This window comes from Terrabacter sp. Ter38, assembly GCF_024519435.1.
Classification (GTDB): Bacteria; Actinomycetota; Actinomycetes; order Actinomycetales; family Dermatophilaceae; genus Terrabacter.
This window is the reverse complement of record NZ_JALJRZ010000001.1, coordinates 143,048-166,825: the sequence shown is the minus strand read 5'-3', so window position 1 is coordinate 166,825 and position 23,778 is coordinate 143,048. Positions and strand designations below refer to the sequence as shown.

General features: G+C 71.9%; 19 protein-coding genes. 12 read left to right on the top strand and 7 right to left on the bottom strand.

All coding sequences use genetic code 11. The features are described 5' to 3' along the window. The first annotated feature begins 67 nt into the window (after window positions 1-67). Both NR112_RS00735 and NR112_RS00730 read left to right on the top strand, forming a co-directional pair. The gene (locus tag NR112_RS00735) at window positions 68-1,504 is read left to right on the top strand and encodes a class II 3-deoxy-7-phosphoheptulonate synthase (RefSeq protein WP_256792076.1); all 1,437 of its coding nucleotides are present in this window, start codon (window positions 68-70) and stop codon (window positions 1,502-1,504) included. Window positions 1,505-1,507: 3 nt separating this feature from the next. Continuing rightward, entirely contained in the window at window positions 1,508-2,575 is a 1,068-nt protein-coding gene (locus NR112_RS00730; protein ID WP_256792075.1) for a GntG family PLP-dependent aldolase, read from the top strand. Window positions 2,576-2,703: 128 nt separating this feature from the next. Here the strand turns inward: NR112_RS00730 and NR112_RS00725 are convergent, their stop codons facing one another. The 3 genes from NR112_RS00725 to NR112_RS00715 form a co-directional block, all read right to left on the bottom strand. Next, window positions 2,704-3,603, bottom strand: a complete 900-nt coding sequence (locus tag NR112_RS00725) for a DMT family transporter (RefSeq protein ID WP_256792074.1) — start codon at window positions 3,601-3,603, stop codon at window positions 2,704-2,706. A 7-nt stretch (window positions 3,604-3,610) separates the two neighbouring features. Then, window positions 3,611-5,602 (bottom strand): Stk1 family PASTA domain-containing Ser/Thr kinase, encoded by a 1,992-nt coding sequence (pknB, locus tag NR112_RS00720; protein WP_256792073.1) that lies wholly within the window; start codon window positions 5,600-5,602, stop codon window positions 3,611-3,613. 194 nt (window positions 5,603-5,796) lie between these two features. Beyond that, a complete protein-coding gene (locus NR112_RS00715) occupies window positions 5,797-6,981 on the bottom strand; it encodes a LysM peptidoglycan-binding domain-containing protein (RefSeq protein WP_256792072.1) in 1,185 nt (394 codons plus the stop codon). Between the two features lie 262 nt (window positions 6,982-7,243). On the opposite strand from NR112_RS00715, the gene NR112_RS00710 reads away from it, so the two are divergent. Next, window positions 7,244-7,642, top strand: coding sequence for an Rv2175c family DNA-binding protein (locus NR112_RS00710; protein ID WP_256792071.1), 399 nt, complete (start codon window positions 7,244-7,246; stop codon window positions 7,640-7,642). Window positions 7,643-7,728: 86 nt separating this feature from the next. Here NR112_RS00710 and NR112_RS00705 read toward each other — a convergent pair whose 3' ends face one another. After that, window positions 7,729-8,835, bottom strand: coding sequence for a polyprenyl synthetase family protein (locus NR112_RS00705; RefSeq protein ID WP_256792070.1), 1,107 nt, complete (start codon window positions 8,833-8,835; stop codon window positions 7,729-7,731). Window positions 8,836-8,929: 94 nt separating this feature from the next. On the opposite strand from NR112_RS00705, the gene NR112_RS00700 reads away from it, so the two are divergent. Beyond that, window positions 8,930-9,838: a methylenetetrahydrofolate reductase gene (locus tag NR112_RS00700; RefSeq protein ID WP_256792069.1), complete on the top strand. Its 909-nt coding sequence runs from the start codon at window positions 8,930-8,932 to the stop codon at window positions 9,836-9,838. Window positions 9,839-10,008: 170 nt separating this feature from the next. Here NR112_RS00700 and NR112_RS00695 read toward each other — a convergent pair whose 3' ends face one another. Beyond that, window positions 10,009-10,731: a DUF4126 domain-containing protein gene (locus tag NR112_RS00695; RefSeq protein WP_256792068.1), complete on the bottom strand. Its 723-nt coding sequence runs from the start codon at window positions 10,729-10,731 to the stop codon at window positions 10,009-10,011. 745 nt (window positions 10,732-11,476) lie between these two features. On the opposite strand from NR112_RS00695, the gene NR112_RS22820 reads away from it, so the two are divergent. The 6 genes from NR112_RS22820 to NR112_RS00665 all read left to right on the top strand — a co-directional run bounded on the left by NR112_RS22820 (window position 11,477) and on the right by NR112_RS00665 (window position 18,942). Beyond that, window positions 11,477-11,812 carry a DUF6504 family protein gene (locus NR112_RS22820; RefSeq protein WP_256792067.1) on the top strand — a complete coding sequence of 112 codons (336 nt, stop codon included), beginning with the start codon at window positions 11,477-11,479 and terminating at the stop codon, window positions 11,810-11,812. A gap of 31 nt (window positions 11,813-11,843) precedes the next feature. Next, the gene (locus NR112_RS00685; RefSeq protein WP_020145490.1) at window positions 11,844-12,296 is read left to right on the top strand and encodes an SAV_6107 family HEPN domain-containing protein; all 453 of its coding nucleotides are present in this window, start codon (window positions 11,844-11,846) and stop codon (window positions 12,294-12,296) included. A gap of 8 nt (window positions 12,297-12,304) precedes the next feature. Next, entirely contained in the window at window positions 12,305-16,339 is a 4,035-nt protein-coding gene (locus NR112_RS00680) for a DNA polymerase III subunit alpha (RefSeq protein WP_256792066.1), read from the top strand. Window positions 16,340-16,402: 63 nt separating this feature from the next. Next, window positions 16,403-17,167 carry a methyltransferase domain-containing protein gene (locus NR112_RS00675; RefSeq protein ID WP_256792065.1) on the top strand — a complete coding sequence of 255 codons (765 nt, stop codon included), beginning with the start codon at window positions 16,403-16,405 and terminating at the stop codon, window positions 17,165-17,167. Window positions 17,168-17,209: 42 nt separating this feature from the next. Continuing rightward, a complete protein-coding gene (dinB, locus tag NR112_RS00670; protein WP_256792064.1) occupies window positions 17,210-18,469 on the top strand; it encodes a DNA polymerase IV in 1,260 nt (419 codons plus the stop codon). Window positions 18,470-18,543: 74 nt separating this feature from the next. Beyond that, entirely contained in the window at window positions 18,544-18,942 is a 399-nt protein-coding gene (locus NR112_RS00665; protein ID WP_256792063.1) for a DUF3040 domain-containing protein, read from the top strand. 116 nt (window positions 18,943-19,058) lie between these two features. Here NR112_RS00665 and NR112_RS00660 read toward each other — a convergent pair whose 3' ends face one another. After that, on the bottom strand, window positions 19,059-19,547 hold the full coding sequence (locus tag NR112_RS00660; protein ID WP_256792062.1) for a DUF456 domain-containing protein: 489 nt from the start codon (window positions 19,545-19,547) through the stop codon (window positions 19,059-19,061). Window positions 19,548-19,617: 70 nt separating this feature from the next. Next, entirely contained in the window at window positions 19,618-19,842 is a 225-nt protein-coding gene (locus NR112_RS00655; RefSeq protein WP_256792061.1) for a hypothetical protein, read from the bottom strand. Between the two features lie 405 nt (window positions 19,843-20,247). On the opposite strand from NR112_RS00655, the gene NR112_RS00650 reads away from it, so the two are divergent. Both NR112_RS00650 and NR112_RS00645 read left to right on the top strand, forming a co-directional pair. Beyond that, a complete protein-coding gene (locus NR112_RS00650; RefSeq protein ID WP_256792060.1) occupies window positions 20,248-22,380 on the top strand; it encodes a DNA topoisomerase IV subunit B in 2,133 nt (710 codons plus the stop codon). Between the two features lie 130 nt (window positions 22,381-22,510). Then, window positions 22,511-23,767 (top strand): MoxR family ATPase, encoded by a 1,257-nt coding sequence (locus NR112_RS00645; protein ID WP_256792059.1) that lies wholly within the window; start codon window positions 22,511-22,513, stop codon window positions 23,765-23,767. The last annotated feature ends 11 nt before the right edge of the window (window positions 23,768-23,778 follow it).

Here is a 23,778-nt window from a genome sequence, read left to right as displayed (position 1 = left end):
CCCGGCTCCGCCGGCTGCCCGGCACACGTCAGCGGCGGCGCGAGCAGGGGCACTCGCAGGTTTCGGGATGCGGACCCGCGCGGGGGCACCCCTGTGCGACGTCTACGCTGGCGGAGTGAACACGAGGACCGCCACCGCCGATGCCGGTCTCGACCCCGTTGACGGGTCCGAGGCCCTCGCCGCCCTCACGGCCGCGGCCACCGAGCTCGAGGCCCAGCAGCAGCCTGCCTGGCCTGACACGGCCGCCCTGGCCGAGGTCATCGAGACCCTCGCGTCGTATCCTCCGCTCGTCTTCGCGGGCGAGTGCGACATCCTCACCGACCGGATGGCCAAGGCCGCCGTCGGCGAGGCCTTCGTGCTCCAGGGCGGCGACTGCGCCGAGACCTTCGCCTCGGCGACCGCCGACAACATCCGCGACCGCATCAAGACGATCCTCCAGATGGCCGCGGTCCTGACCTACGGCGCGTCGGTGCCCGTCATCAAGATCGGGCGCATGGCAGGGCAGTACGCCAAGCCGCGCAGCTCGACCGTCGAGACCCGCGAGGGCGTGACCCTGCCCGCCTTCCGCGGCGACATGGTCAACGACTTCGCGTTCCACGAGACCGCCCGCATCCCCGACCCGCAGCGCCTCGTCCGGGCGTACCACGCGAGCTCGGCGACCCTCAACCTCGTGCGCGCCTTCACGACCGGAGGATTCGCCGACCTGCGGCACGTCCACGACTGGAACCGTGGCTTCGTCGCCAACTCGGCCAACCAGCGCTACGAGAAGATCGCCAAGGACATCGACAAGGCGATGCGCTTCATGTGGGCCTGTGGTGCCGACTTCGACGCCATGCGCACCGTCGAGTTCTACGCCGCCCACGAGGCGCTCCTGCTCGACTACGAGCGCCCGCTGACGCGCATCGACTCCCGCTCCGGGCGCCTCTACGACACGTCCGGCCACTTCGTCTGGGTCGGCGAGCGCACCCGGCAGCTCGACGGCGCCCACGTCGACTTCGTCGCGCGCATCAGCAACCCCATCGGCGTCAAGCTCGGGCCCAAGGCCGACATCGACGAGGTGCTGCGCCTCATCGACACGGTCGACCCGAACCGCACCCCGGGCCGACTGACCTTCATCACCCGCATGGGCGCGGGCACGATCCGCGACGCCCTGCCGGCACTCGTCGACAAGGTGACGGCGTCCGGCGCGACCGTGACGTGGATCTGCGACCCGATGCACGGCAACACGTTCGAGAGCCCGTCCGGCTACAAGACGCGTGACTTCGAGGACATCGTCGAGGAGGTGCGCGGCTTCTTCGAGGTGCACCGGTCCCTCGGCACGATCCCCGGCGGCATCCACGTCGAGCTCACCGGCAACGACGTCACCGAGTGCCTCGGCGGCGCGGAGAAGATCATCGACTCCGATCTCGAGAAGCGCTACGAGTCCGTGTGCGACCCGCGCCTGAACCACCAGCAGTCGCTGGAGCTCGCGTTCCTCGTCGCCGAGATGCTCGGCCAGGCCTGAGCGGTGGCAGCGACGAGTCCCTTCCGGGCAGACCTGCTCAGCGACACCCTGACCCAGCCCTCCGAGGGCATGCGCGATGCCATGGCGCGCGCGGAGGTCGGCGACGACGTCTTCGGTGAGGACCCGACGCTGCGCGCCCTCGAGGAGCGCGTGGCGGGGATGCTCGGACACGAGGGCGCGCTCTTCACGCCCTCTGGCTCGATGGCCAACCAGCTCGGCGTGCGGCTGCACGTCAAGCCGGGCGAGGAGCTCATCGGCGACTCGCTCGCCCACGTCGTGCGGGCCGAGCTCGGTGCCGCCGCGGTGCTCTCCGGCATCTCGTCGCGGACCTGGGTCTCCGAGCGCGGCCGCTTCCGCGCCGACGACGCCGCGTCCCTCATGATCACCGGCGTCGGGCCGTACCAGGTCTGCACGTCGCTCGTGATCGTCGAGAACACCCACAACTTCGGGGGCGGCACCGTGCAGTCGCTCGACGAGATCCGCCGCGCGCGCGAGGTGACGCGCGGGCGCGGGGTCGCCATGCACCTCGACGGGGCGAGGCTCTTCAACGCGCACGTCGCCTCCGCCGTACCGGTCGGTGACTACGGCCGTGAGTTCGACACCGTCTCGATCTGTCTGAGCAAGGGTCTCGGCGCCCCGGTCGGCAGCGTGCTCGCGGGCTCGGCTGACGCCATGGCCGAGTCGCGCATCTGGCGCAAGCGCTTCGGGGGCGGCATGAGACAGGCCGGCATCCTCGCCGCCGCAGGGCTTTTCGCCCTCGACCACAACGTCGAGCGCCTCGCTGACGACCACGCCCGGGCGCGACGCGCCGCCGAGGCGATGGCGGAGGCGGCACCCAGCGCCGTCGACCTGGCCACGGTCGAGACCAACATCGTCATCGTCGACGTGGCCGCGGTCGGGTGGACCTCCGCCGCCTTCGTCGACGCAGCCCTCGCCGCCGGCGTGAGGACGTATGCCGTCGGGCCCGGCGCCGTGCGCCTCGTGTGGCACCTCGATGTCGACGACGCCGGCACGGACGTCGCGATCGACGTCCTCACCGGCCTGCTGCGCTCGGCGCCCGCGGCAGCCTGACCCCGACCACCCCGCGCCAACGACCCGCCAACTCCGCCTTGGCGCACGTGGCGGCTCGTTGGGACCGTGTTCCGGTGCGCCAACTCCGCCTTGGCGCACGTGGCGGCTCGTTGGGACCGTGCCCGGGGTCAGACCTCGTGGTGGAGGGCCTCGGCGGGCAGCTCACCCGGGCGTCGCCGCGCGAGGAGCTCGACGGCAAACATCGCGGTGAGCACGAGCGCGCCGCCGACGACCATCCGCAGGGTGGCTGACTCGTCACCCAGGGTCACGGCGAAGAACGCCGCGAAGACCGGCTCGAGCGTCATGACGATGGCCGCCCGCGTGGCGGGCATGTGAGCCTGCGCCCACGTCTGGACCCACAGGGCCAGGATGCTGGCGAAGACGACCATGTAGAGCACGGACGCCCACTGGCCCGGTCCGCTCGGCAGGATGACGCCACCGGGCAGCGCGCCGCCGACGCAGAGCACGGCGATGACGACCATCTGCACGACGGACAGACCGGTCGCGATCTCGGAGGCGCTGTAGCGGCCGAGGCCGACGATGTGCAGGGCGTAGAGGGCGGCGGCGAGCAGGGTGAGGGCCTCGCCGACCCCGACGGAGAAGCCGTTGAGCGACAGCAGGGCGAGGCCCACGGTCGCGAGCCCGACTGCAGCCCAGGTGGATCCGGCCACGCGCTCGCGCAGCAGGACGGCGGTGAAGACCGGGGTGAGCACGACGTAGGTGCCGGTGATGAAGCCCGACACGGAGGCCGGTGTTGTCGCGAGACCCTGCGTCTGGAAGATCTGGGCCAGTCCGTAGAGCGCGCCGAGACCGACACCGACGAGGACCTGACGGCGGCTCAGGGCCCGCACCGGCCGCCAGAACACCAGGAGCATGATGACGGCCGACAGGCTGAAACGCACCGCGAGGAAGTCGACGGGCGGGACGGTCTCGACGAGATCGCGGATGAGGAAGAACGTCGAGCCCCACACGGCTGTGAGCGCGACGAGGAGCAGCGTTGCCAGGCGCGTACGCGCCGCAGGAGTCACAGACGCCTCAGACGATCGTCAGGTGGATCGTCGTGCCCTTGGGCACAGGCGTGCCCGCCGCAGGGTCCTGAGCCCGGACCTTCTTCTCGAAGAGCGCGCCGAAGGGGTACTGCTTGTCGACCGTGAAGCCGAGGTCGGTCAGCGTCTTCTCGGCGGCGGTGTCCTGCTGGTCGACGACGTTGGGCACCGGCACCAGCACCGGGCCCTTCGACACGACGACCGTGACGGGGTCGCCCCGGTGCAGCGTGCCCTTGTCGGGTGACTGGGAGACGACCTGACCGGCGGGCACGGCGTCGCTGTTGACGTCCTCGCCCCGAGACACCGTGAGCCCGGCCTTCGTGATGGCTGCCGAAGCCGCGTCGAACGGTGCGCCGGTGACCGTGGGCACCTCGATCGGCTCGCGGCCCCTGGAGACGACGACGGACACGGAGGTGCTGCGCCTGACCGACGCGCCGGCAGCGGGGTCCTGGGAGATGACGAGGCCCTTGGCCACCGTCTCGCTCCACTTCTCGGAGCGGTCGCCGAGACGGAGCGTCAGGGGTGACAGGGTCGCCCCGACGTCGCCGAGCCTGACCCCGACGAGCTTCGGCACGGCATACCGCTCCTTGCCCTTGGAGACGACGAGACGGACGGTCGACTCCTTGCCGAGCTCGCTGCCCGCGCCGGGCTCGACACGGAGCACGACGCCCTTGGCCTTCGCCTCGGAGAACTCCTCGACGGTCTCGGCCGTCAGGGCGGCCTGTTCGATCGCGCCCTCGGCCTGCGCGACCGGCTGACCGACGACGGCCGGCACGACGGTCGAGCCTGCCGGGCCGGCCGTGAACCACCAGCCGCCGAACCCCACACCGCCGACGACGAGGAGGGCCGCGACCCACAGGGGCCACCGCCGTCGGCGGCCGGCCCGCCGGTCGATCGGCATGGCTGCGGTGTGCTCGAGGGCGGGGCCGTCGTCGTGGACGGGCATCCCGGCCAGGGCCGCACGTCCGACCTCGTTGGGTCGGGTGCGGTGTCGCTCGGGGGAGCTGGGCAGGTCGGACCGCTCCGGTCGAGCCGGTGCGGGCAGGTGCGTCGTCGACGACACGGGCGACAGCGCCGAGGTGGCCGCAGGGTCGGTCGCGAGCGCGATCCCGCGCCGTTCGAGCTCGTCGGACGAGAGACCGCGACGCACCGCCCGCAGGGCGGCGACGAACGCGGCGGCCGACTCGAAGCGGTCCTCGGGCTCGACGGCTGTCGCACGGGCGACGAGCTCGTCGAGCGCGCCGGGGACGCCGGGGACGACGGAGCTCGGCGTGACGATCGATCCGTGGACGTGGTTGTACGCGATCTGGATCGGGGTGCCGCCGGTGACGGCCTTGCGCCCGGTGAGCATCTCGAAGAGGAGCAGGCCCGCGGCATACACGTCGCTGCGGGTGTCGGCGACTCCGCGCTCGACCTGCTCGGGGGAGAGGTAGGAGACCGTGCCGAGCAGGACGCCCGTCTGGCTCGTCGCGGCCTGGTTGGTGATCGCGCGCGCGAGGCCGAAGTCGGCGACCTTGACCTCGCCGTCCCGCCGCACGATGACGTTCTCGGGCTTGACGTCGCGGTGGATCATGCCGGCCACGTGGGCCGCTCTCAGCGCCAAGAGGATGGGCTCGAGGATGGCGAGCGCCTCGCGGGCCGTGAGGGGTGCCTCCTCGTGGATGACGTCGCGCAACGTCTTGCCCTCGACGAGCTCCATCGCGAGGAAGACCTCCCCGGCGTCCTCGCCCTGGTCGAAGACGGCCACGACGTTGGGGTGGCTGAGCCGGGCCGCGGACCGGGCCTCGGCGCGGAAGCGCTCGACGAAGACGTCGTCGGTGGCGAGTCCGGGGCGCATGATCTTGAGCGCCACCTCCCGGTCGAGCCGCCCGTCCAGCGCCACGTAGACAGAGGCCATGCCTCCGTCTGCGAGGTGGGAGAGGATGCGGTACCGGCCGTCGATCACCCGACCGACGAGGGCGTCCGCCACGCTGGACGTCACGCCCCGCAGTTTACGGGCTGGGTCCGCGCATCCGGTGCAGGCCAGCCGCGTCGTGGTCTCTCGCGGTGCAGGCGCGCTCCCCGCCCTGACGGGCGCGCGGGTCAGGCGCACCGCGAGACCTCCGCCTGCGCTCCCCGCCGGGGGCCGTCCGACGACCTCCCCGTCGGGCTCCCGGGACGCGGAGCGGCACCCCGTCAGAGGCGGTCGTAGACGGCCATGACGTTGGCCACGTAGCGCTTCGTGTCCTCGTACATGCCCTTGGTGCGGACCGAGTAGAGGCCCTGGTAGTAGCCGGCGATGGCCTGCTCGCGCGAGTCGGCGCTGGCCTGCAGGGCGCGGATGATGAGGACGCCGCCGGTGATGTTGTCCTGCGTGTCGTAGCGGTCGAGCGTCCGGCCCGCGAGCTGCGAGGCCCACGTCTGGGCCACCGGCATGAGCTGCATGACGCCCACGGCGTCGGTGTAGGAGACAGCGCGCTGGTACCACCCGGACTCGAGGTAGCCGATGGCGAGCGCGAGCTTCGGGTCGACGCCCTGGCGGGTCGCGGTCGCGCGGATCATCGCAGCAGTGTCGGTGCGGCTGGGCACGTCCATGGCCGCGAGCTTCGCCTTGCTCTCGGCGACGGCCTGCGCGGTCTTGCTGGGGTACTGGTAGCCCGGCGCAGGCGCCGGGGCGGGGGCCGGCGTCGTCGGCGTGGGGGCTGAGACGGTGCCGGGGATGACGATCTTCTGGCCCACGTAGATCCGACTCGCGTCGGCCAGCTTGTTGGCGGCGAGCAGCTTGGTCAGCGAGACGCCGAAGCGCTGGGCGATGACGCTCATGCTGTCGCCGGCCTTGACGACGTAGATCGTGCCGGCACCGCTCGGGGTGGTCGGTCCCGTCGTCGGCTTCGCGGGCGTCGGCGTGGCGGGCGTGGGCGCCGACGGCGTGGCCGGTGCCTTCGCACCTGGCACGCTGATCCGCTGCCCGACGAAGATGAGGCCTGCGTTGGGGAGCCGGTTCGCGGCGAGGAGCTTGGTCAGTGAGACCCCGTAACGCTGGGCGATCCCGCTCATCGTCTCGCCCGAGCGCACCACGTGGATGACGGTCGCGGTCGTGCTCGCGGGGCGGACGGGTGCCGCCGTCGCCGCAGCGGACCGGGCCGGGGTCGCCGAGGGACGACCGGGCACGAGCAGCTTCTGCCCCGGGCGGATCACCGATCCGCGTGCGGTGAGCCGGTTCTTCTCGACGATCGCCTGGACGGTCGTGTGGTTGGCGAGGGCGAGGTGCCAGATCGTGTCACCCGGGCGAACCGTGACGGTCTGCCACGGGGTGGCGGCCACGGGGGCCACGGCGGCGTGTGCGGGCAGCGCGAGCGCGGCGACGTCGGCGAAGGGCATGGGGTGGAGTCCTTTCCTGGAGCCCGGGCTGAGTTCGAGAAGCGTGGAGGGGCGTTCGGAAGGGGTCGGTGAGGTGCTGGAGGGTGCTCTGGTGCTGCGCAGGTGCTTTGTGACGCTTGTGAGCGGAGTGGCGCCTGTGACGATAGCGCATAATTGAGCACTAAAGTATAAATACACCCGTGTAATTCGTCCGATCTGCTCCAGCCCATCGCGGTCGGCGGGTGTGCGCGGACGGGTCGGGACGGTGGCAGACTCTCGTCCTGTGAGCGAGACCCCTGAACCGCAGCCCGACGTGCCCACCACCCATGACCTCGAGTCGCTCGTCGGGGAGTGGCTGACCGTTCCCGACGCCGCCGAGCGGCTCGGTCTGCAGCTGTCGCAGGTGCGGCAGCTGATCGCCGACCGTGAGGTCCTCGCGGCCCGCATCGGTGCGCGGCGCGTCGTCGCGATCCCAGCGAAGTTCTTCGACGAGACCGGCCCGCGGCCCGAGCTGCGCGGCACCTTCACCGTGCTGGCCGACGGTGGCATGAACGACGACGAGATCATCGAGTGGCTGCACACCCCCGACGAGACGCTGCCCGTCGAGGGTGCTCCCATCGACGCCATGCTGGCCGGTCACAAGACCGAGATCCGGCGTCGAGCGCAGGAGCTCGCCTTCTGACGCGTCCTGCCGCGGCCTGACGGCCGAGGGCGTATGCCGTCCGGCCGGGTCGTCAGGACCGCGGGGTCGTCAGGATCTGCAGGCCGTCAGGACCTGCGGGCCGTCGAGACCGCGACGAGCGCCTCGAGGACGTCGAGCGCCGACGTGTCGTAGGAGCCCGTCGCCCGGGCCCGGTCGACGGCTCGGCAGGCCTCGTCGGCCAGGGCGGCGATGAGGCTCTCGACCCGGTCGACCGCCCCGGTGTCGAGCAGCACCCTGCGGATCGCCTCGACGCCCGCGAGCTCGAGGTCGTCGCGCCCCAGGAGGCTCTCGACCGTGTCGCGGTCGGCGTCGGACGCCGCGTCGAGGGCGTGGGCCACGAGGACGGTGCGCTTGCCCTCGCGCAGGTCGTCCCCTGCGGGCTTGCCGGTGGCCTCGGGGTCTCCGAAGACGCCGAGCAGGTCGTCACGCAGCTGGAACGCCTCCCCGAGGGCGAGGCCGTAGTCCGACAGGGGAGCCAGCGACCCGTCCGGCGCGCCGCCGACGAGCGCCCCGATGAGCAGCGGGTGCTCGATGGTGTACTTGGCGCTCTTGAAGCGGATCACCTTGCGCGCCGAGGCGATCCGGGCGTCGAGGTCGAGGCCGTCCCAGCCGCGGGCTGACTCGAGCAGGTCGAGGAACTGGCCGCCCATGAGCTGCGTGCGCATGGAGTCGAAGAGCTGCCGGCCGCGGGCCAGCTCCTCGGCGGGCAGGCCGCACGTCGCGTAGAGCTCGTCGCACCAGGTCAGGCACAGGTCGCCGGCGAGGATCGCGGTGCCCTCGCCGAAGCGGTCGGCGTCACCCGCCCAGCCACGCGCCTGGTGCAGCGAGGCGAGGGCCCGGTGCGCGGACGGCATACCCCGTCTCGTGTCGCTGCGGTCCATGACGTCGTCGTGGAGCAGGGCGGCGCCCTGGAAGAACTCCATGCTCGCGGCCAGGCGCACGAGCGCGTCGGAGTCGGCGCCGCCCGCGGCGCGGTAGCCCCAGTAGAGGAAGCCGGCGCGCAGACCCTTGCCGCCGGTCAGCAGGCCGGACACGGCCGAGACGAGCGGGGCAGTCTCCTCTCCGATCGCGGCCAGCGACTGCGTGGCCCCGGCGATCTGCCCGTCGATCGCCTGCTGCACCCGACGGCGCAGCACATCGAGGTCGGTGGGGGTCTGCACGGGGTCCTCCATCGAGTCGCGGGAATCGAGGTCAGCCTACGCGGCGCGCGGGTGCGCCCGTGAACAGCCCGGACACCGCGCCCGCGCGCGGCTTATGGTGTGCGGCATGGCACACGGCACGGCATCCTCGATGGCGCGGGCGGAGCGGTTCACGCGGTCCATCCCGGCGATGATCGAGGCCGAGACCCCGACGTACAGCTTCGAGTTCTTCCCGCCCAAGGACGACGCGTCCGAGGCGCAGCTCTGGGACGCCATCCGACGCCTCGAGAAGGTGTCACCGAGCTTCGTCTCCATCACCTACGGCGCCGGCGGCGGCACCCGCGACCGCACCGTCCGACTCACCCAGCGCGTCCTCGAGGCGACCTCGCTGACGCCGATGGCGCACCTGACGTGCGTCGGGCACTCCGTCGCCGAGCTGCGCGGCATCGTGGGGTCGTATGCCGCCGCGGGGGTCCGCAACATCCTGGCCCTGCGCGGTGACCCCCAGGGCGGCCTCGGCCAGACGTGGGTCGCGCACCCCGAGGGCCTCGACCACGCCGACGAGCTCGTCGCGCTGGTCCGCGGGCTCGGCGACTTCACCGTCGGGGTCGCGGCCTTCCCCGACGGCCACCCCGAGTCGGGCGACATCAGCGAGGACGCTGAGACGCTGATCCGCAAGGAGCGCGCCGGCGCCGAGTTCGCGATCACCCAGATGGTCTTCGACGTCGACCACTACCTCCGGCTGCGCGACGAGCTCGCCCGGCGCGGGTCGCGGCTGCCCGTCGTCCCGGCCATCATGCCGATCACCAACGCTCGTCAGGTGGTGCGCATGGCTCAGCTCGCGGGGCAGCCGATGCCAACGGCGGTCACGGACCGGCTCGAGCGGCACGGCGACGACGCCGCAGGGGTCCGCGCCGAGGGCATGGCGATCGCCACGGAGTCGTCGCGCCGCCTGCTCGACGAGGGTGCCCCCGGCATCCACTTCATCACGATGAACCGGTCGTCGGCGACGCTCGAGGTCTTCGGCAACCTCTGACCGGCGGGGAGCCTCGGAGTCCGAGGGGGCGAGCCGACTGGGGTGCGGAGCCACTGCGGCGGCACGAGGATGACCTGCCTCCACGCCCTCGTCAGGGCGGGGAGGTGCTGTGAGCGGTCTGCGAACCTGTGTGGCCCAGGTCCGGGGTCGGGCGCCACCGGGACGGCCGGTCAGGTCTCCTGGTCGAAGGGTCGCTCGAGACGCTCGTCGGTCCGGGCCGACGTCGGCGGTGGAGCAGCGGTCCCGCGACGCCCCCGGTGCTCCCGGTGCTCCCGGTGCTCCCGGCGCTCGGAGGGCACGGCGATGCCGACGCGTTCGCCCCATGCGTCGTAGCGGCGCTTGTAGCGGCGGATGCGTCCGGCCAGCTTGTAGACGAAAAACGCGCCGAGCACGAGGAAGAGCAGGGCGATGGCCGCGGCCCACCACGGGTGCGCGATGGCGAGGGCGGTGACGCCGGTGACGGTCACGTCCTCGGTGGTGCTGACGAGGACGTTGCTCGCTGGTTCGGGGGAGGTGTTGACGGCGGCGCGCAGGCCGGCCTTGATCCCGTGCGAGATGAGGGCCGTGACACCACCGGTCGCCGCGCCGACGGCGGCGTCGAGGGTCGCCGTGTCGTGGCCGATGAGGTAGCCGATCGTCGCCCCGACCGCCGGTCTGACGACGGTGTGCACGGAGTCCCAGGCGGAGTCGACGTAGGGGATCTTGTCGGCGAGCATCTCGACGACGAAGAGGACGCCTGCCCCGATGAGCACGTCGGTGCGAGCCAGGGCGTTCGGGATCTGGCTCAGGTTGAAGATCTTGTCGGCCAGCCCGAGGACGAGCACGACGGCGTACGCGTTGATGCCGCTGCCCCACCCGGTGGTGAAGGCCATGGGGATGAGCTCGGCGCCCACGACACCCCTTCGGTCGTGCGCCGGTCGCGGTGCGCCGGTGCGGCTGTGGCCCGACCGGTCGGCCGAGCCCAGGTCCAACGTTCCTGACGCTCCCGTATTCCCGGGGGTGGCGCAACGGGGCGCGCTGCACGTGGTGAGAGGGGGTAGCGGAACGGGTCCGATCCGTGAGCGGACGGGACCCCTGTGCCCCTCCGTTCGCGGACCGAACCCGCGCCATCACTCTGTCGCCAGGCGCGCCGCAGGGGCCTGAGCACCGGTACTCAGATCGGTCCGGAGCGGGACGGAACGGACGCATGGGGAGAGTCAGCCGTGTCGGCTCCTGATCGCGTGGACGTGACCCGCGGACCGTCTTGACAGGCTGTCGGCGCCAGGGGTTAGGCTTCGAGTATCGAACAGGTGTTCGAACGTCGTCTTTCCGGGTGAGGTGCCCGGTAGGTGGGGTCCGAGCCCGTGTCCGAGCCAGTCAGTTGTCAGTCAGTTGTCAGTTCAGTCGTCGGTTGGTGTCGGACCGCTCGTGTGGGGCGCGGGTGGTCTGGGTCGTGATGTCCGGCCTCGACGTGTCCGAGGGAGACGTGTCGTGGTGCGCAGGTTCAGTGACGCCGTGCAGGTGAGAGTGCGCGAGCGGGAGCAGCAGGAGCAGCAGGAGCAGTCCGTCGTGGGCCGGTCCGGCGGTCCGGCCGGAAGGTCGATCCGTCCGCCCGGGTCCACGGGTTCCACGGGATCCTCACGAGACTCGGGATCCTCAGTGGACTTCGGGTCGTCGGGACCCTCGGGACCCTCGGGTTCCGAGGCCGGATCCGTCGAGGCGCCACCCGAGGCGTTCATCTGGCGCGGGCGCCTCTACGTCGTGCGTGGCGTCCTCGCCCAGTGGCGCGAGCGGCGGGCCTGGTGGCACGACGCGCTCGAGGCCGACGAGGCGCAGGTCCGTCCCGGCGAGACGCTCGTCGCCGCGGCGAGCGAGCAGCACGTCTGGCGCGTCGAGGCGAGCCCGGGATGGTCGTTCACGCCCGGGGTCTACGACCTCGCCCACGACGAGTCCCCGCGCGGCGACCACTGGTCGCTCGTCCGGGTGGCCGACTGAGCCCATGAGACGAGAGAGGAGAGGAACCACCATGACCACCGCACACGACCTGCGTCGCCCACCCATCTCGGTCGCCGTGCTCGACCTGCTCGAGCGGGGCCGGGCCACCCTCGAGACCGCGTGCCGCACGAGCGACGCGTCCGAGCGCTACCGCGACGCCCACCTCGGGGCGCTGCGCGCCGCTGCGGCCCTCGTCGCCGCCCGCACCGTGCCGTCGCCACGTTCGCGACCGCGCAGCGTGTGGCAGGTGCTGCCCGGGGTCGCCCCGGAGCTGGGGGAGTGGGCCGCCTTCTTCGCTGCCTGCTCGGCGCACCGGTCGGTCATCGACCGCGGCGGTCACATCAGCGCCCGCGAGTCCGACGACCTGCTGCGCCAGGCCGAGATGTTCCTCGAGATCGTCCAGGACCTCCTCGGCGTCCCCGCGACGATCCCGCTGCCGCAGTCGATCACCCCGGTCTCGAGGAGCCGGGCGAGCGGGGCGTGACGACGGGCATGACCACCACCACCACCACCATCATCACCAGCGGCCGCACGAGCAGCGCGGCCGGCAACACCGAGAGCTTCGTGCACCTGCACGTCGCGTCCGGCTACTCCATGCGCTACGGGACGGCCAAGCCGCACCAGCTCGTCGAGCGCGCCGCGGCGTTCGGGCAGCCGGCGCTCGCCCTGACCGACCGCGATGGGCTCTACGGCGCCGTGAAGTTCGTCCGTTCCTGCATGGAGCACGACGTCGCGCCGGTCCTCGGCGTCGACCTCGCCCTCGGCCCCGAGCACCCCGAGCGCCAGCGCAGCCGTCCCGTGCGCACCCCGGTCCGTGGCGGCGCCCTCGTCGATCCGCGGCTCCCGCGTGTCACGGTGCTGGCCCGGGGCAGCAGCACCGGCCTCGCCCCGGGTGCTGGGTGGGCGGCGCTCTGTCGTCTCGTCACCGCGACCCACCTGCGCGGCGAGCGCGGCAACCCGGTCACGACCGCGGCCCTCGTCGCAGAGCACGCGCGCCTGTTGCCCACCCCGCCCGTCCCGTCCGCAGCGGAGGACGACCGGCCGGGCGGGCCCGAGGGCCGGGGAGGACCCGATCGACGAGGCGGACGGCATACCCCGTCGGTGGTGGACGGTAGGACGTCCCCGCTCGTCGTGCTCCTCGGGCCCGACTCCGACGTCGGTCGCGCGGTGCTCGCCAAGCGGCGCGACCACGCCCGGGCGGCGCTCGAGCGCTGGGTCGCGCTGCTGCCGCGGGGCGCCGTCGTCGTCGAGGTCGTGTGCCACGGCGGGCCCGAGCACCTGCCCGGCAGCCTCGGCCAGGCCGGACGCATGCTCGCGCTCGCCCGCGAGGTCGGCGTGCCGAGCGTCATCACGGCCGCGGTGCGTCACGCCGACCCGCAGGACGCCGCCATCGTCGACGTCCTCGACGCCGCCCGGCGGCTCGTCGCGCTCGACGCGCGCCACCTCGACCGCGTCACGACGGCCGGGCACCTCTCGCCGACGCCCCTCATGCACGCGCTCGCCCTCGACGTCGTCCAGGTCTCCGGCCCGGGGCTCGTCGGCGGCGGGTCGCTGGCCCGCGAGCAGGCCCGCGAGCTGCTCGCCCGCACGACGGCGCTCGCCGCCGAATGCGTCCAGGACCCACGGGCCGACCTCGGCATCGGCTCGGTCCACCTGCCCGAGCCGGGCGTCCTCGGCATCCGGCCCGGCACCAACCCGCACCGCGTCCTCGCGCGCCGGTGCCGCGAGTCCATCCCGACCCGCTACCCCGGCCGCACCGAGAGCGAGCTCGTCGCCGTCAGCGACCGGCTCGAGGACGAGCTCGGTGTCATCGAGACGCTCGGCTATGCGACGTACTTCCTCACCGTCGCCCAGGTCTGCGACCTCATCCGCGAGATGGGCGTGCGGGTCGCCGCCCGCGGTTCCGGGGCCGGGTCGCTCGTCAACTACCTCCTCGGCATCTCCGGCGTCGACCCGATGCGGCACGGGCTGCTCATGGAGCGCTTCTGCTCGCCGTTGCGGGCCGAGCTGCCCGACATCGACATCGACGTCGAGTCGGCCCGACGCACCGAGATCTACGAGCGCATCCTCGACCACTTCGGGGGCGACCGGGTCACGTGCGTCTCGATGATGGACACCTACCGGGTGCGCCATGCGATCCGCGACGCCGGGGCTGCGCTCGGACTGCCGCCGCCCGAGGTCGACGCCATGGCCAAGGCCTTCCCGCACATCGCCGCCCGCAACGTCCGCAACGCCCTGGCCGAGCTGCCCGAGCTCCGCGCGAGCGGCCTCGACGTGCCGCGCCTGCAGCTGATGTTCGACATCGTCGAACGCCTCGACGGCCTGCCCCGACACATCGCGCTGCACCCGTGCGGGGTCGTGCTGTCCGACTCCGTCCTGCTCGACCGCACTCCCGTCGAGGCGAGCTGGCTCGGCTTCCCGATGAGCCAGTTCGACAAGGACGACGTCGAGGAGATGGGACTGCTCAAGCTCGACGTCCTCGGCATCCGGATGCAGTCTGCGATGGCGCACGCGATCGAGGAGGTCGAGCGCGTCGACGGCGACCACGTCGACCTCGACGACGAGTCGCAGGTGCCCTTCGACGACGAGCCGACCTTCGAGCTCGTCCGCTCGACGAAGACCCTCGGCTGCTTCCAGATCGAGAGCCCCGGACAACGCGAGCTCATCGGCAAGTTCGGGCCGCGCACCTTCGACGACCTCATCATCGACATCTCGCTCTTCCGGCCCGGCCCGGTCAAGAGCGACATGATCATCCCGTTCCTCAACGCGAGGCAGGGATGGAAGGACCCGTCCTACCTCCACCCGTCGCTCGTCCCGGCGCTCGAGGAGACCGAGGGCGTCGTCGTCTTCCACGAGCAGGTGCTCATGATCGTCGCCGAGACCACCGGGGTGACCCTCGCCCAGGCCGACGAGGTGCGCCGCACGCTCGGCACACCCGACGGGCAGAAACGGATCGAGGCGTGGTGGCGACCCGCGGCCCGCGACCGCGGCTACGCGCCGGAGGTCGCCGACAAGATCTGGGAGGTCCTCAAGGCGTTCGCCTCGTTCGGTTTCTGCAAGGCGCACGCCGCGGCCTTCGCGCTGCCCACCTACCAGTCGGCGTGGCTCAAGACGCACCACCCGGCAGCCTTCCTCGCCGGGGTGCTCACCCACGACCCCGGGATGTACCCCAAGCGCCTCATCCTCGACGACGCCCGCACCTTCGGCATCGCGATCCTCGGGCTCGACGTCAACGTCTCGACCGGCGCCTACCGCTTCGAACGCACCGACGACGGGGGCGAGGCCATCCGGCTCTCGCTCGCCGACGTCCACGGCATCAGCGAGGCCGAGGTCGCGCAGATCGTCGCCGGACAGCCCTACTCCAGCCTCTCCGACTTCTGGCAGCGCGCCCACGTGTCACGCCCCATCGCCGAGAAGCTCGTGCTCGCAGGGGGATTCGACGCGTTGCACGACATCGACCTCGGTGGCCCGTCCCGTCTCGACGAGAGCGGGTCCGGGCTCGTGGGCCGGGCTCGGGGCGGTCTCGGCCGTCGTGGTCGGGTCACCCGACGCGACCTGCTGCTCCACGTCGCCGAGCTCGACCGCTGGTCCTCCTCGCAGCGGTCGTCGCGCCGCTCCCATCGGGTCTCGGCCGCGAGCCGGTCGTGGGGACCGGGCTCCTCGCGGGGTCGCGTCACGTCCGTCTCCGCCACGGGGGACATCCGGGCCCTCGCCGCCGCCCAGTCGCAGGGCTCTGCCGGGGCGCCCGAGCAGATCGCGACCCAGCTGACGCTCGACCTCGGTGACACGCCCCGGCTCTCCGCGACGAGCGGACTGCCGGAGATGACCGGGCCCGAGCAGGTCCGGGCCGAGCTCGAGGTGCTCGGCCTCGACGCGAGCGGTCACGTCGTCGACTTCTACGGCCCGCTGCTCGACGCGCTCGGCGTGACCCGGGCGCGCGACCTGCTCTCCGGTCGCAGCGGCCGCGAGGTCCTCGTCGCGGGGGTCAAGGTCGCGACCCAGACCCCGCCGATCCGCACCGGACGCCGCGTCGTCTTCCTCACGCTCGACGACGCCACCGGTCCGGCCGACCTCACCTTCTTCGAGGACGTCCAGGGCCCGTATGCCGCCACCGTCTTCCACTCGTGGCTGCTGCTCTGCCGGGGGGTCGTGCGGCGCACCGGTCCCCGCGGCGTCTCCATCCGGGCCACCGGTGCGTGGGAGCTCTCCGCCCTGCAGGACGCGTGGACCTCCGGGGGCATCACCGCCGTCCGCGACGCGCTCGAGGCAGCCGACCGGTCGGCGTGGGAGCGCGCCACCGCGCTCGCCGGACCCGACGGGGCCCGGTCCGGCGTCGGTGAGGGTCCGGACGGTCGGCGGGTGCTCGTCCACGCCTCCGGGTTCAAGCAGTCGCCCTACGCCGACATCAAGCCGGCGGGCGACGACGTCCGGGGCCCGCGTGGCACGAGCGGGCTCGTGCCCACCGAGACGGTGGGCGGCCCGCCACGCAAGCTGTGGCACGCGAGTCCGGGAAGCTCGGGGCACTAGGGTGATGACGCACACGAACCACACGCGGCACCACGCGTACCACGTTCCCAGACGGAGGATCCCGTGCCCGACGAGCAGCGCCCCCAGCGACGTGGAGGGGTCCGGCCGTCGGCCGTCGTCTCGGCCGTGGGCCACCTCGCAGACGAGTGCTCGCAGCGCCTCGGCCGGCCGCTCGAGGTGCTCGACCTCGGTGGGGGCACCGGTGGCGTCGCCGTCCCGCTCGCCGAGGCCGGTCACCACGTCACCGTCGTCGACCCGAGCCCCGACGCCCTCGCCTCGCTCGGTCGCCGGGCCCGCGAGGCCGGCATCGTCGACCGCATCACGGCGGTCCAGGGCGACGGCGACTCCCTCGGCTCCGTCCTGGCCGGGCGCCACGTCGACCTCGCCTGCTGCCACGGCACGCTCGAGTTCGTCGACGACCCCGCGGCGACGCTCCACGCCGTCGCGCAGGCGCTGGGCGAGGGCGGCGTCCTGTCCCTGCTCGTCTCCGGCCGGCTGTCCGTCGTCTTCGCCAAGGCCATCGCCGGTGAGTTCGGCCAGGCCCGCGCCGCTCTCGTCGACCCCTCCGGTCGCTGGGGGAGCACCGACCCACTGCCGCGCCGCTTCGACGTCGAGCAGCTCGAGACGCTCCTCGCCGACGCCGGCTTCACCGACGTGCGGGTGCGCGGCACCAACATCCTCGGCCACCTCGTCCCGGCCTCGCTCATCGACTCCGAGGCCGACCGCGTCGCCCTGGCCGAGCTCGACGAGCTGCTCGTCACCGGTCCGGGGCGCGAGTTCCTCCGGACCCTCGGCAATGCCCTCCACGTCGTCGCGCGCCGCGACTGACCGCGCCCTCGTGAGCGCGTCGACCCGTCGGGCGGGCCGACGATGAGTCGCCGCCAGTTCACCGCGCCGACCCGGGCCGGCTCCGAGCCACCCGACGACACCGGTTGCACCGTCCTGCACGTCGACATGGACGCCTTCTACGCGTCCGCCTCGCTCATCTCGCGCCCCGAGCTGCGGGGCAGACCCGTCATCATCGGCGGCGCGAGCGGGCGGTCCGTGGTGCTCTCGGCCACCTACGAGGCGCGGGCCTTCGGGGTCACCTCGGCGATGCCGATGGCCCGGGCCCAGCGGCTGTGCCCGCAGGCGGTCATCATCGAGCCCGACCACCGCCGCTACGCCGCCATCTCCGAGGCCGTCATGGCGACGTTCGCGACGATCACCGACAGCGTCGAGCCACTCTCGCTCGACGAGGCCTTCCTCGACGTCTCCGGGGCCGTGCGCCGCCTGGGCCGTCCGACCCAGATCGCTGAGCAGCTGCGCGACACGATCGCCGACGAGCAGGGCATCACGTGCTCGGTGGGCGTCGCCTCGACGAAGTTCGTCGCCAAGCTCGCCTCCAACCTCGCCAAGCCCGACGGGCTCATCGTCGTGCCGCGCGAGGAGGTCGTCTCGTTCCTGCACCAGCTGCCGGTCGGCGCGATCTGGGGCGTCGGCGACAAGACCGAGGAGCACCTGCACCGCCTCGGCCTGCGCACCGTGGCCGACCTCGCGCACACGCCCGTCGAGACCCTCCAGCGCGCCCTCGGCGACGTCGCCGGCAGGAGCCTGCACGACCTCGCGTGGGGGCGTGACCCCCGGTCCGTCGTGCCGGAGCGACGCGAGAAGTCGATCGGCGCCGACGAGACCTTCGCCCACGACATCGACGACCCCGTCCGCATCCACCGCGAGCTGCTGCGCCTCGCCGACCGCACCGCGGCCCGGGCCCGGTCCGCGGGCATGACGGGGCGCACCGTCTCGATCAAGGTCCGCTTCGCCGACTTCACGACGATCACCCGTGCCAAGACGCTGCGCCACCACACCGACGTGTCCCGCGACATCTTCGCGACAGCCCGCGAGCTCTACGACCGCCTCGGCCTCCAACGTGCCCGCATCCGGCTCGTCGGGGTCCGCCTCGAGGGGCTCGTCCCGTCGGCTGTCGCCCCCATCCAGGCCACCCTCGACGAGCCCGAGCACGGGTGGCGCGAGGCCGACCGCGCGGTCGACCGGGCGAGCGCCAGATTCGGTGCCGGGTCGGTGCGTCCAGCCTCACTCATGCCTGACCGACCCTCGGGTTCCCAACGCGGTCGGCGCGACCTATCCTGAGGGAAAGAAGTCCGCGTCGGCCGTTTCCGACATACGATTCGGGCACAGTCGATCTCGCACCAGGGAGGTGCCCGGTGGCGCTCTCGGAACACGAGGAAGCCCTCCTCCAGCAGATGGAGGAAGCCCTCTACGCCGAAGACCCTCGATTCGCGTCGCGCATCGAGAAGACGAAGTCGCGCGGCCTCGGCCGTGGACGCCTCGTCGCCGGTGTGGTGGCCGCGGTCGTCGGTCTGGCCCTCGTCGTCTTCTCGGCGATGAGCAGCAGCATCTGGCTCGGTGCGGTCGGCTTCGCCATCATGGTCGCGGGCATCGTCTACGCGATCACCCCGTCGAAGACGAAGCTCGCAGCCGTCGCCGGCGACGGCACCACCAAGCCCCGGGCCGGCAAGGCCAAGGCCGCCTCCGCCAAGCAGGCCAGCTTCATGGAGCGTCTCGAGGAGCGGTGGGAGAAGCGCCGCCGCGACCAGTGGTGACGCACCCCTGACGGCACCCGCGCACGAACGCAGACAGGACCCCGCCGGAAGCCGTCGGGGTCCTTCGCGCGTGTCGAGGTGGTGAGGCAGCCCGCCGTGAGGTCGAGCGCCGAAGCTCAGGGGCGCGTCGCGTAGACGCCGACGGCCCACGTCGCGATCATCGCGAACGCCGTGACGAGCTCGATGCCGATGTTGAGGGCCACCGCCCGCAGGGCCTGGGTCGTCGCGTGCCAGGCCGGTGCGTGGGAACGGTGCTTGATCCGCTCGAGGACGTAGATCGTCAGGACGAACCCGAGGGGCCCGCCCACGACGGGCACGACGAAGAAGCCCACCACGGCGACGGCCAGCGCCACCGCGACGAAGACTCCGTCCACGCCCGCGGTCTTCATCCGTCGCCCCGGGACGAGGTACTTCGCGACGAGGCCCATGACATACACCAGGGTCGAGATGCCGAAGACGAGCCAACCCGGCCCGTCCTGACGCTCCAACGCCCAGACGAGCGTCGCACCCCAGACCAGCAGCAGCCCCGGGAGCACCGGGACGACGATGCCGACGGTACCCACGAGCATCGCGAGCAGAACGAGGACGTTCGTCGCAGTGATCACGGGGCAGCCGTCGGCGGCGTGCGGATCGGGATGGGGTCAGGAGGGGCCGGGTCGGAGATCGCCTCTGGGCTCAGCGTTCGTCCACGGGGCCGGACCCCGGAACCTCGGTGAGCCGTTCCGTCTCGTCGCGGATGTCGAGAGCCTTGTCCTTCAGCGCCGGGAGGTGCTCCCGTCCGTGGTGCGCGCAGAAGAGCAACTCTCCGCCGGAAACGAGGCGGGCGCGGATGTAGGCCTGAGCCCCACATCGGTCGCAGCGGTCAGCAGCAGTCAGTTCGGGTGCCAGTGCTGTCGTCATCTATTTCGCCTCTTTCCTCCCTCGGGGGTCCCCCGGAGGGAAACCCTGCCATGTACCTACGACGCCCGACCGGTCCATCGGGTGGACCTCTCGCGCCTCGTGGACGTTCCAACAGTGAATCACGTCGAAACCTTCCCGATGGTGAGGCTCGGTCAGTGAGACACCTCCGGACCAACATCGTTACGAGTCAGTGATTCGCCACGCCCCCCAGATACGGATTGGCCGGCGGCTCCGGACGGGGGCTCGAGGGGCCACCGGGGCTGGTGCCCCGCTCGTCCGTGGAGTCCGTCGCCCGGGGAGCCGCGAGCCTCCCGGGGGCGGTCGGTGGCGGTGGCTAGGCTTCCCCTGCCAGCCCTCCACAGCCCGACCGCTGGCCGCACACCGACGGAAAGAGAACGACACACCGTGGCCTCCGCCTCACGACCCGCTCCCTCCGGCAACGGCGACTACACCGCCCGCCACCTCCAGGTCCTCGAGGGCCTCGAGGCCGTGCGCAAGCGCCCCGGCATGTACATCGGCTCGACCGACCAGCGCGGCCTGATGCACTGCCTGTGGGAGATCATCGACAACGCGGTCGACGAGGCCCTGGCCGGCGTCTGCACCGATATCGAGGTCATCCTCAGCGGCGACGGGTCCATCGAGGTGCGCGACAACGGTCGCGGCATCCCCGTCGACATCGAGCCCCGCACGGGCCTGTCCGGTGTCGAGGTCGTCTTCACCAAGCTGCACGCGGGCGGCAAGTTCGGCGGAGCGTCGTATGCCGCCACCGGTGGCCTCCACGGCGTCGGCGCGTCCGTCGTCAACGCCTTGTCAGCGCGACTCGACGTCGCCGTCGACCGCGGCGGCAAGACCTACGGCATGAGCTTCCGGCGGGGCGAGCCCGGCACCTTCGGCGACCGCACGGCGATCCACTCGCCCGACTCGGAGTTCACCCCCTACGAGAAGAAGAGCGCGCTGCCCGTCGTCGGCAAGGCCAGACGAGGCGTCACCGGCTCGCGCGTGCGCTTCTGGCCCGACCGGCAGATCTTCCTCAAGGACGCCGAGCTCGACTACGACGCCATCCTCGGTCGCGCCCGCCAGACCTCCTTCCTCGTCCCCGGCCTGCGCCTCGTCATCCGTGACGAGCGGCGTCTCAAGGGCACCCCGGGCGAGGAGGGCCCCGTCGAGGAGGTCTTCCAGCACCACGGCGGCATCACCGACTTCGTGGAGTACCTCGCGCCCGACACCCCGATCACCGACGTGTGGCGCCTCGAGGGCTCCGGCACGTTCACCGAGACCGTCCCGGTCCTCGACGTCAACGGCCACATGACCCCGACCGAGCTCGAGCGGGAGTGTGGTGTCGAGGTCGCCCTGCGGTGGGGCCAGGGCTACGACACGAAGGTCCAGTCCTTCGTCAACATCATCACGACGCCCAAGGGCGGCACCCACGTCGCCGGCTTCGAGCAGTCCATCGTCAAGGTGTTCCGCAAGCAGCTCGAGGTCAACGCGCGGCGGCTCAAGGTCGGCAACGACAAGCCGGAGAAGGACGACATCCTCGCCGGGATGACGGCCGTCGTCACCGTGCGCCTGGCCGAGCCGCAGTTCGAGGGCCAGACCAAGGAGGTCCTCGGCACCAACGCCGTGCGCGCCATCGTGGCCAAGGTCGTCGAGACGGAGCTGACCGACCGGCTCACGTCGACCAAGCGCGGCGACAAGGCGCAGGCGGCCCTGCTGCTCGAGAAGGTCGTCTCCGAGATGAAGTCGCGCATCAGCGCCCGGCTGCACAAGGAGACCCAGCGGCGCAAGAACGCCCTCGAGAGCTCGACGCTCCCGTCGAAGCTGCGTGACTGCCGCACCACCGACGTCGAGCGCTCCGAGCTGTTCATCGTCGAGGGTGACTCGGCCATGGGCACCGCCAAGGAGGCCCGCAACTCCGAGTTCCAGGCGCTGCTGCCGATCCGGGGCAAGATCCTCAACGTCCAGAAGGCGTCCGTCTCTGACATGCTCAAGAACGCCGAGTGCGCCTCGATCATCCAGGTGATCGGCGCCGGCTCGGGCCGCAGCTTCGACCTGGGCGCCGCCCGCTACGGCAAGGTCATCATCATGACCGACGCTGACGTCGACGGCGCCCACATCCGCACGCTGCTGCTGACGCTCTTCTTCCGCTACATGCGCCCCCTCGTCGACGCCGGTCGCGTCTACGCGGCCATGCCGCCGCTGCACCGGCTCGAGGTCATCAACGCCGGCGCCAAGAAGAACGAGCTGATCTACACCTTCAACGAGCCGGAGATGCGGCGCACGCTGGCCCGCCTCGAGAAGTCGGGCAAGAAGATCAAGCAGCCGATGCAGCGCTACAAGGGTCTCGGTGAGATGGACGCCGACCAGCTCGCCGACACGACGATGGACCCGCGCCACCGCACCCTGCGCAAGGTGACGATGCGCGACCTCGAGGCCGCCGAGCGCGTCTTCGAGCTTCTCATGGGCAACGAGGTCGCGCCGCGCAAGGACTTCATCATCGAGTCCGCAGCCGAGGTCGACCGCGAGCGGATCGACGCCTGACAGGAGCGTTCGAGGCCCCTGGGTTGTCTGAGGGGTGACGGGACCACCGGCGCGGCACAGCCGTCCGTGCTTACGATGTGTCCCTGCCGGCGCGACTCCCTCCGCCGGTACGCGTCGAGAAGGGGAATCGATGGTGGGCAACGTCAACGCCGAGGAGTCGGTCGCGGGCGATCGCTCCGGCGTGCTCGACGAGCCGGGCGCGCAGCCCGACACGCATCAGGGCACCCCGTCGGACGAGGTCGACGGAGAGAGCTTCACCGTCGCGCTCCCGAGACCTGCCGTACCGGACGTCGCGGCGGTCCCCGACGAGCCGGAGCAGCTCTCGGGCTCGCCCGCCGCCCCGGACGAGGACGTCGCGGTGGCCGGCATCGACGTCGCCCCCGACCGCACCGCACCGGCCCCGACGCGCTACCTCACCCCCGACGAGCTCCACTGGGCCGCCGAGACCATCGAATCCATCTCGACGGCCTTCGCCTCGAAGGTCGTCGGCCAGACACGTCTGCAGGAGACACTGCTCATCGCCCTGATGACCGGCGGTCACGTCCTCCTCGAGAGCGTGCCCGGACTGGCCAAGACGACGGCGGCGCAGACGATCGCGCAGGCAGTCGGCGGGTCGTTCCACCGCATCCAGTGCACCCCGGACCTGCTGCCGAGCGACATCGTCGGCACGCAGGTCTACAACCAGCACTCAGGCACGTTCGAGACCCAGCTCGGTCCCGTCCACGCCAACTTCGTCCTCCTCGACGAGATCAACCGCAGCAGCGCCAAGACGCAGTCGGCGATGCTCGAGGCGATGCAGGAGCGCCAGACCTCCATCGGTGACCGTAGCTACGCGCTGCCCGACCCGTTCCTCGTCCTCGCCACCCAGAACCCCATCGAGCAGGAGGGCACCTACCCGCTGCCCGAGGCGCAGATGGATCGCTTCATGCTCAAAGACGTCCTCGACTACCCGTCGCCGGCGGAGGAGGCCGAGGTGCTGCGGCGCATCGACTCCGGCATCTTCCTCAGGGCGTCCGAGCCGGTCGTGTCCGTTGCCGACGTCAAGCGGCTGCAGGCGCTCGTCGGCCGCGTCTACATCGACCCGGCGATCGTCAACTACGTCGTCGGCATCGGCTACGTCACGCGGCACCCGCGTGACTACATCGAGCCTCGCCTCGCCGGCTACGTCGACTTCGGGGCGAGCCCGCGAGCGAGCATCGCCTTCACGAGTGCGGCGCGGGCGCGCGCCCTCGTCGACGGCCGCAACCACGTCGTCCCCGACGACGTCAAGGCGCTGACGCACCGGGTGCTGCGGCACCGCGTCACGCTCGGCTTCGAGGCGGCCGCCGACGAGGTCGCCGTCGAGAGCATCATCGACGCGATGGTGAACGGGATCCGCACCCCCTGAGCGGGGAGCCG

Excerpts from the sequence above, each read along its gene's own strand:
- NR112_RS00735 (WP_256792076.1), top strand. The coding sequence starts at position 68 with ATGCGGACCCGCGCGGGGGCACCCCTGTGCGACGTCTACGCTGGCGGA.
- NR112_RS00715 (WP_256792072.1), bottom strand. The coding sequence starts at position 6,981 with ATGCCCTTCGCCGACGTCGCCGCGCTCGCGCTGCCCGCACACGCCGCC.
- NR112_RS00705 (WP_256792070.1), bottom strand. The coding sequence starts at position 8,835 with ATGGAGGACCCCGTGCAGACCCCCACCGACCTCGATGTGCTGCGCCGT.
- NR112_RS00700 (WP_256792069.1), top strand. The coding sequence starts at position 8,930 with ATGGCACACGGCACGGCATCCTCGATGGCGCGGGCGGAGCGGTTCACG.
- NR112_RS00685 (WP_020145490.1), top strand. The coding sequence starts at position 11,844 with ATGACCACCGCACACGACCTGCGTCGCCCACCCATCTCGGTCGCCGTG.
- NR112_RS00680 (WP_256792066.1), top strand. The coding sequence starts at position 12,305 with ATGACCACCACCACCACCACCATCATCACCAGCGGCCGCACGAGCAGC.
- dinB (WP_256792064.1), top strand. The coding sequence starts at position 17,210 with ATGAGTCGCCGCCAGTTCACCGCGCCGACCCGGGCCGGCTCCGAGCCA.
- NR112_RS00655 (WP_256792061.1), bottom strand. The coding sequence starts at position 19,842 with ATGACGACAGCACTGGCACCCGAACTGACTGCTGCTGACCGCTGCGAC.
- NR112_RS00645 (WP_256792059.1), top strand. The coding sequence starts at position 22,511 with ATGGTGGGCAACGTCAACGCCGAGGAGTCGGTCGCGGGCGATCGCTCC.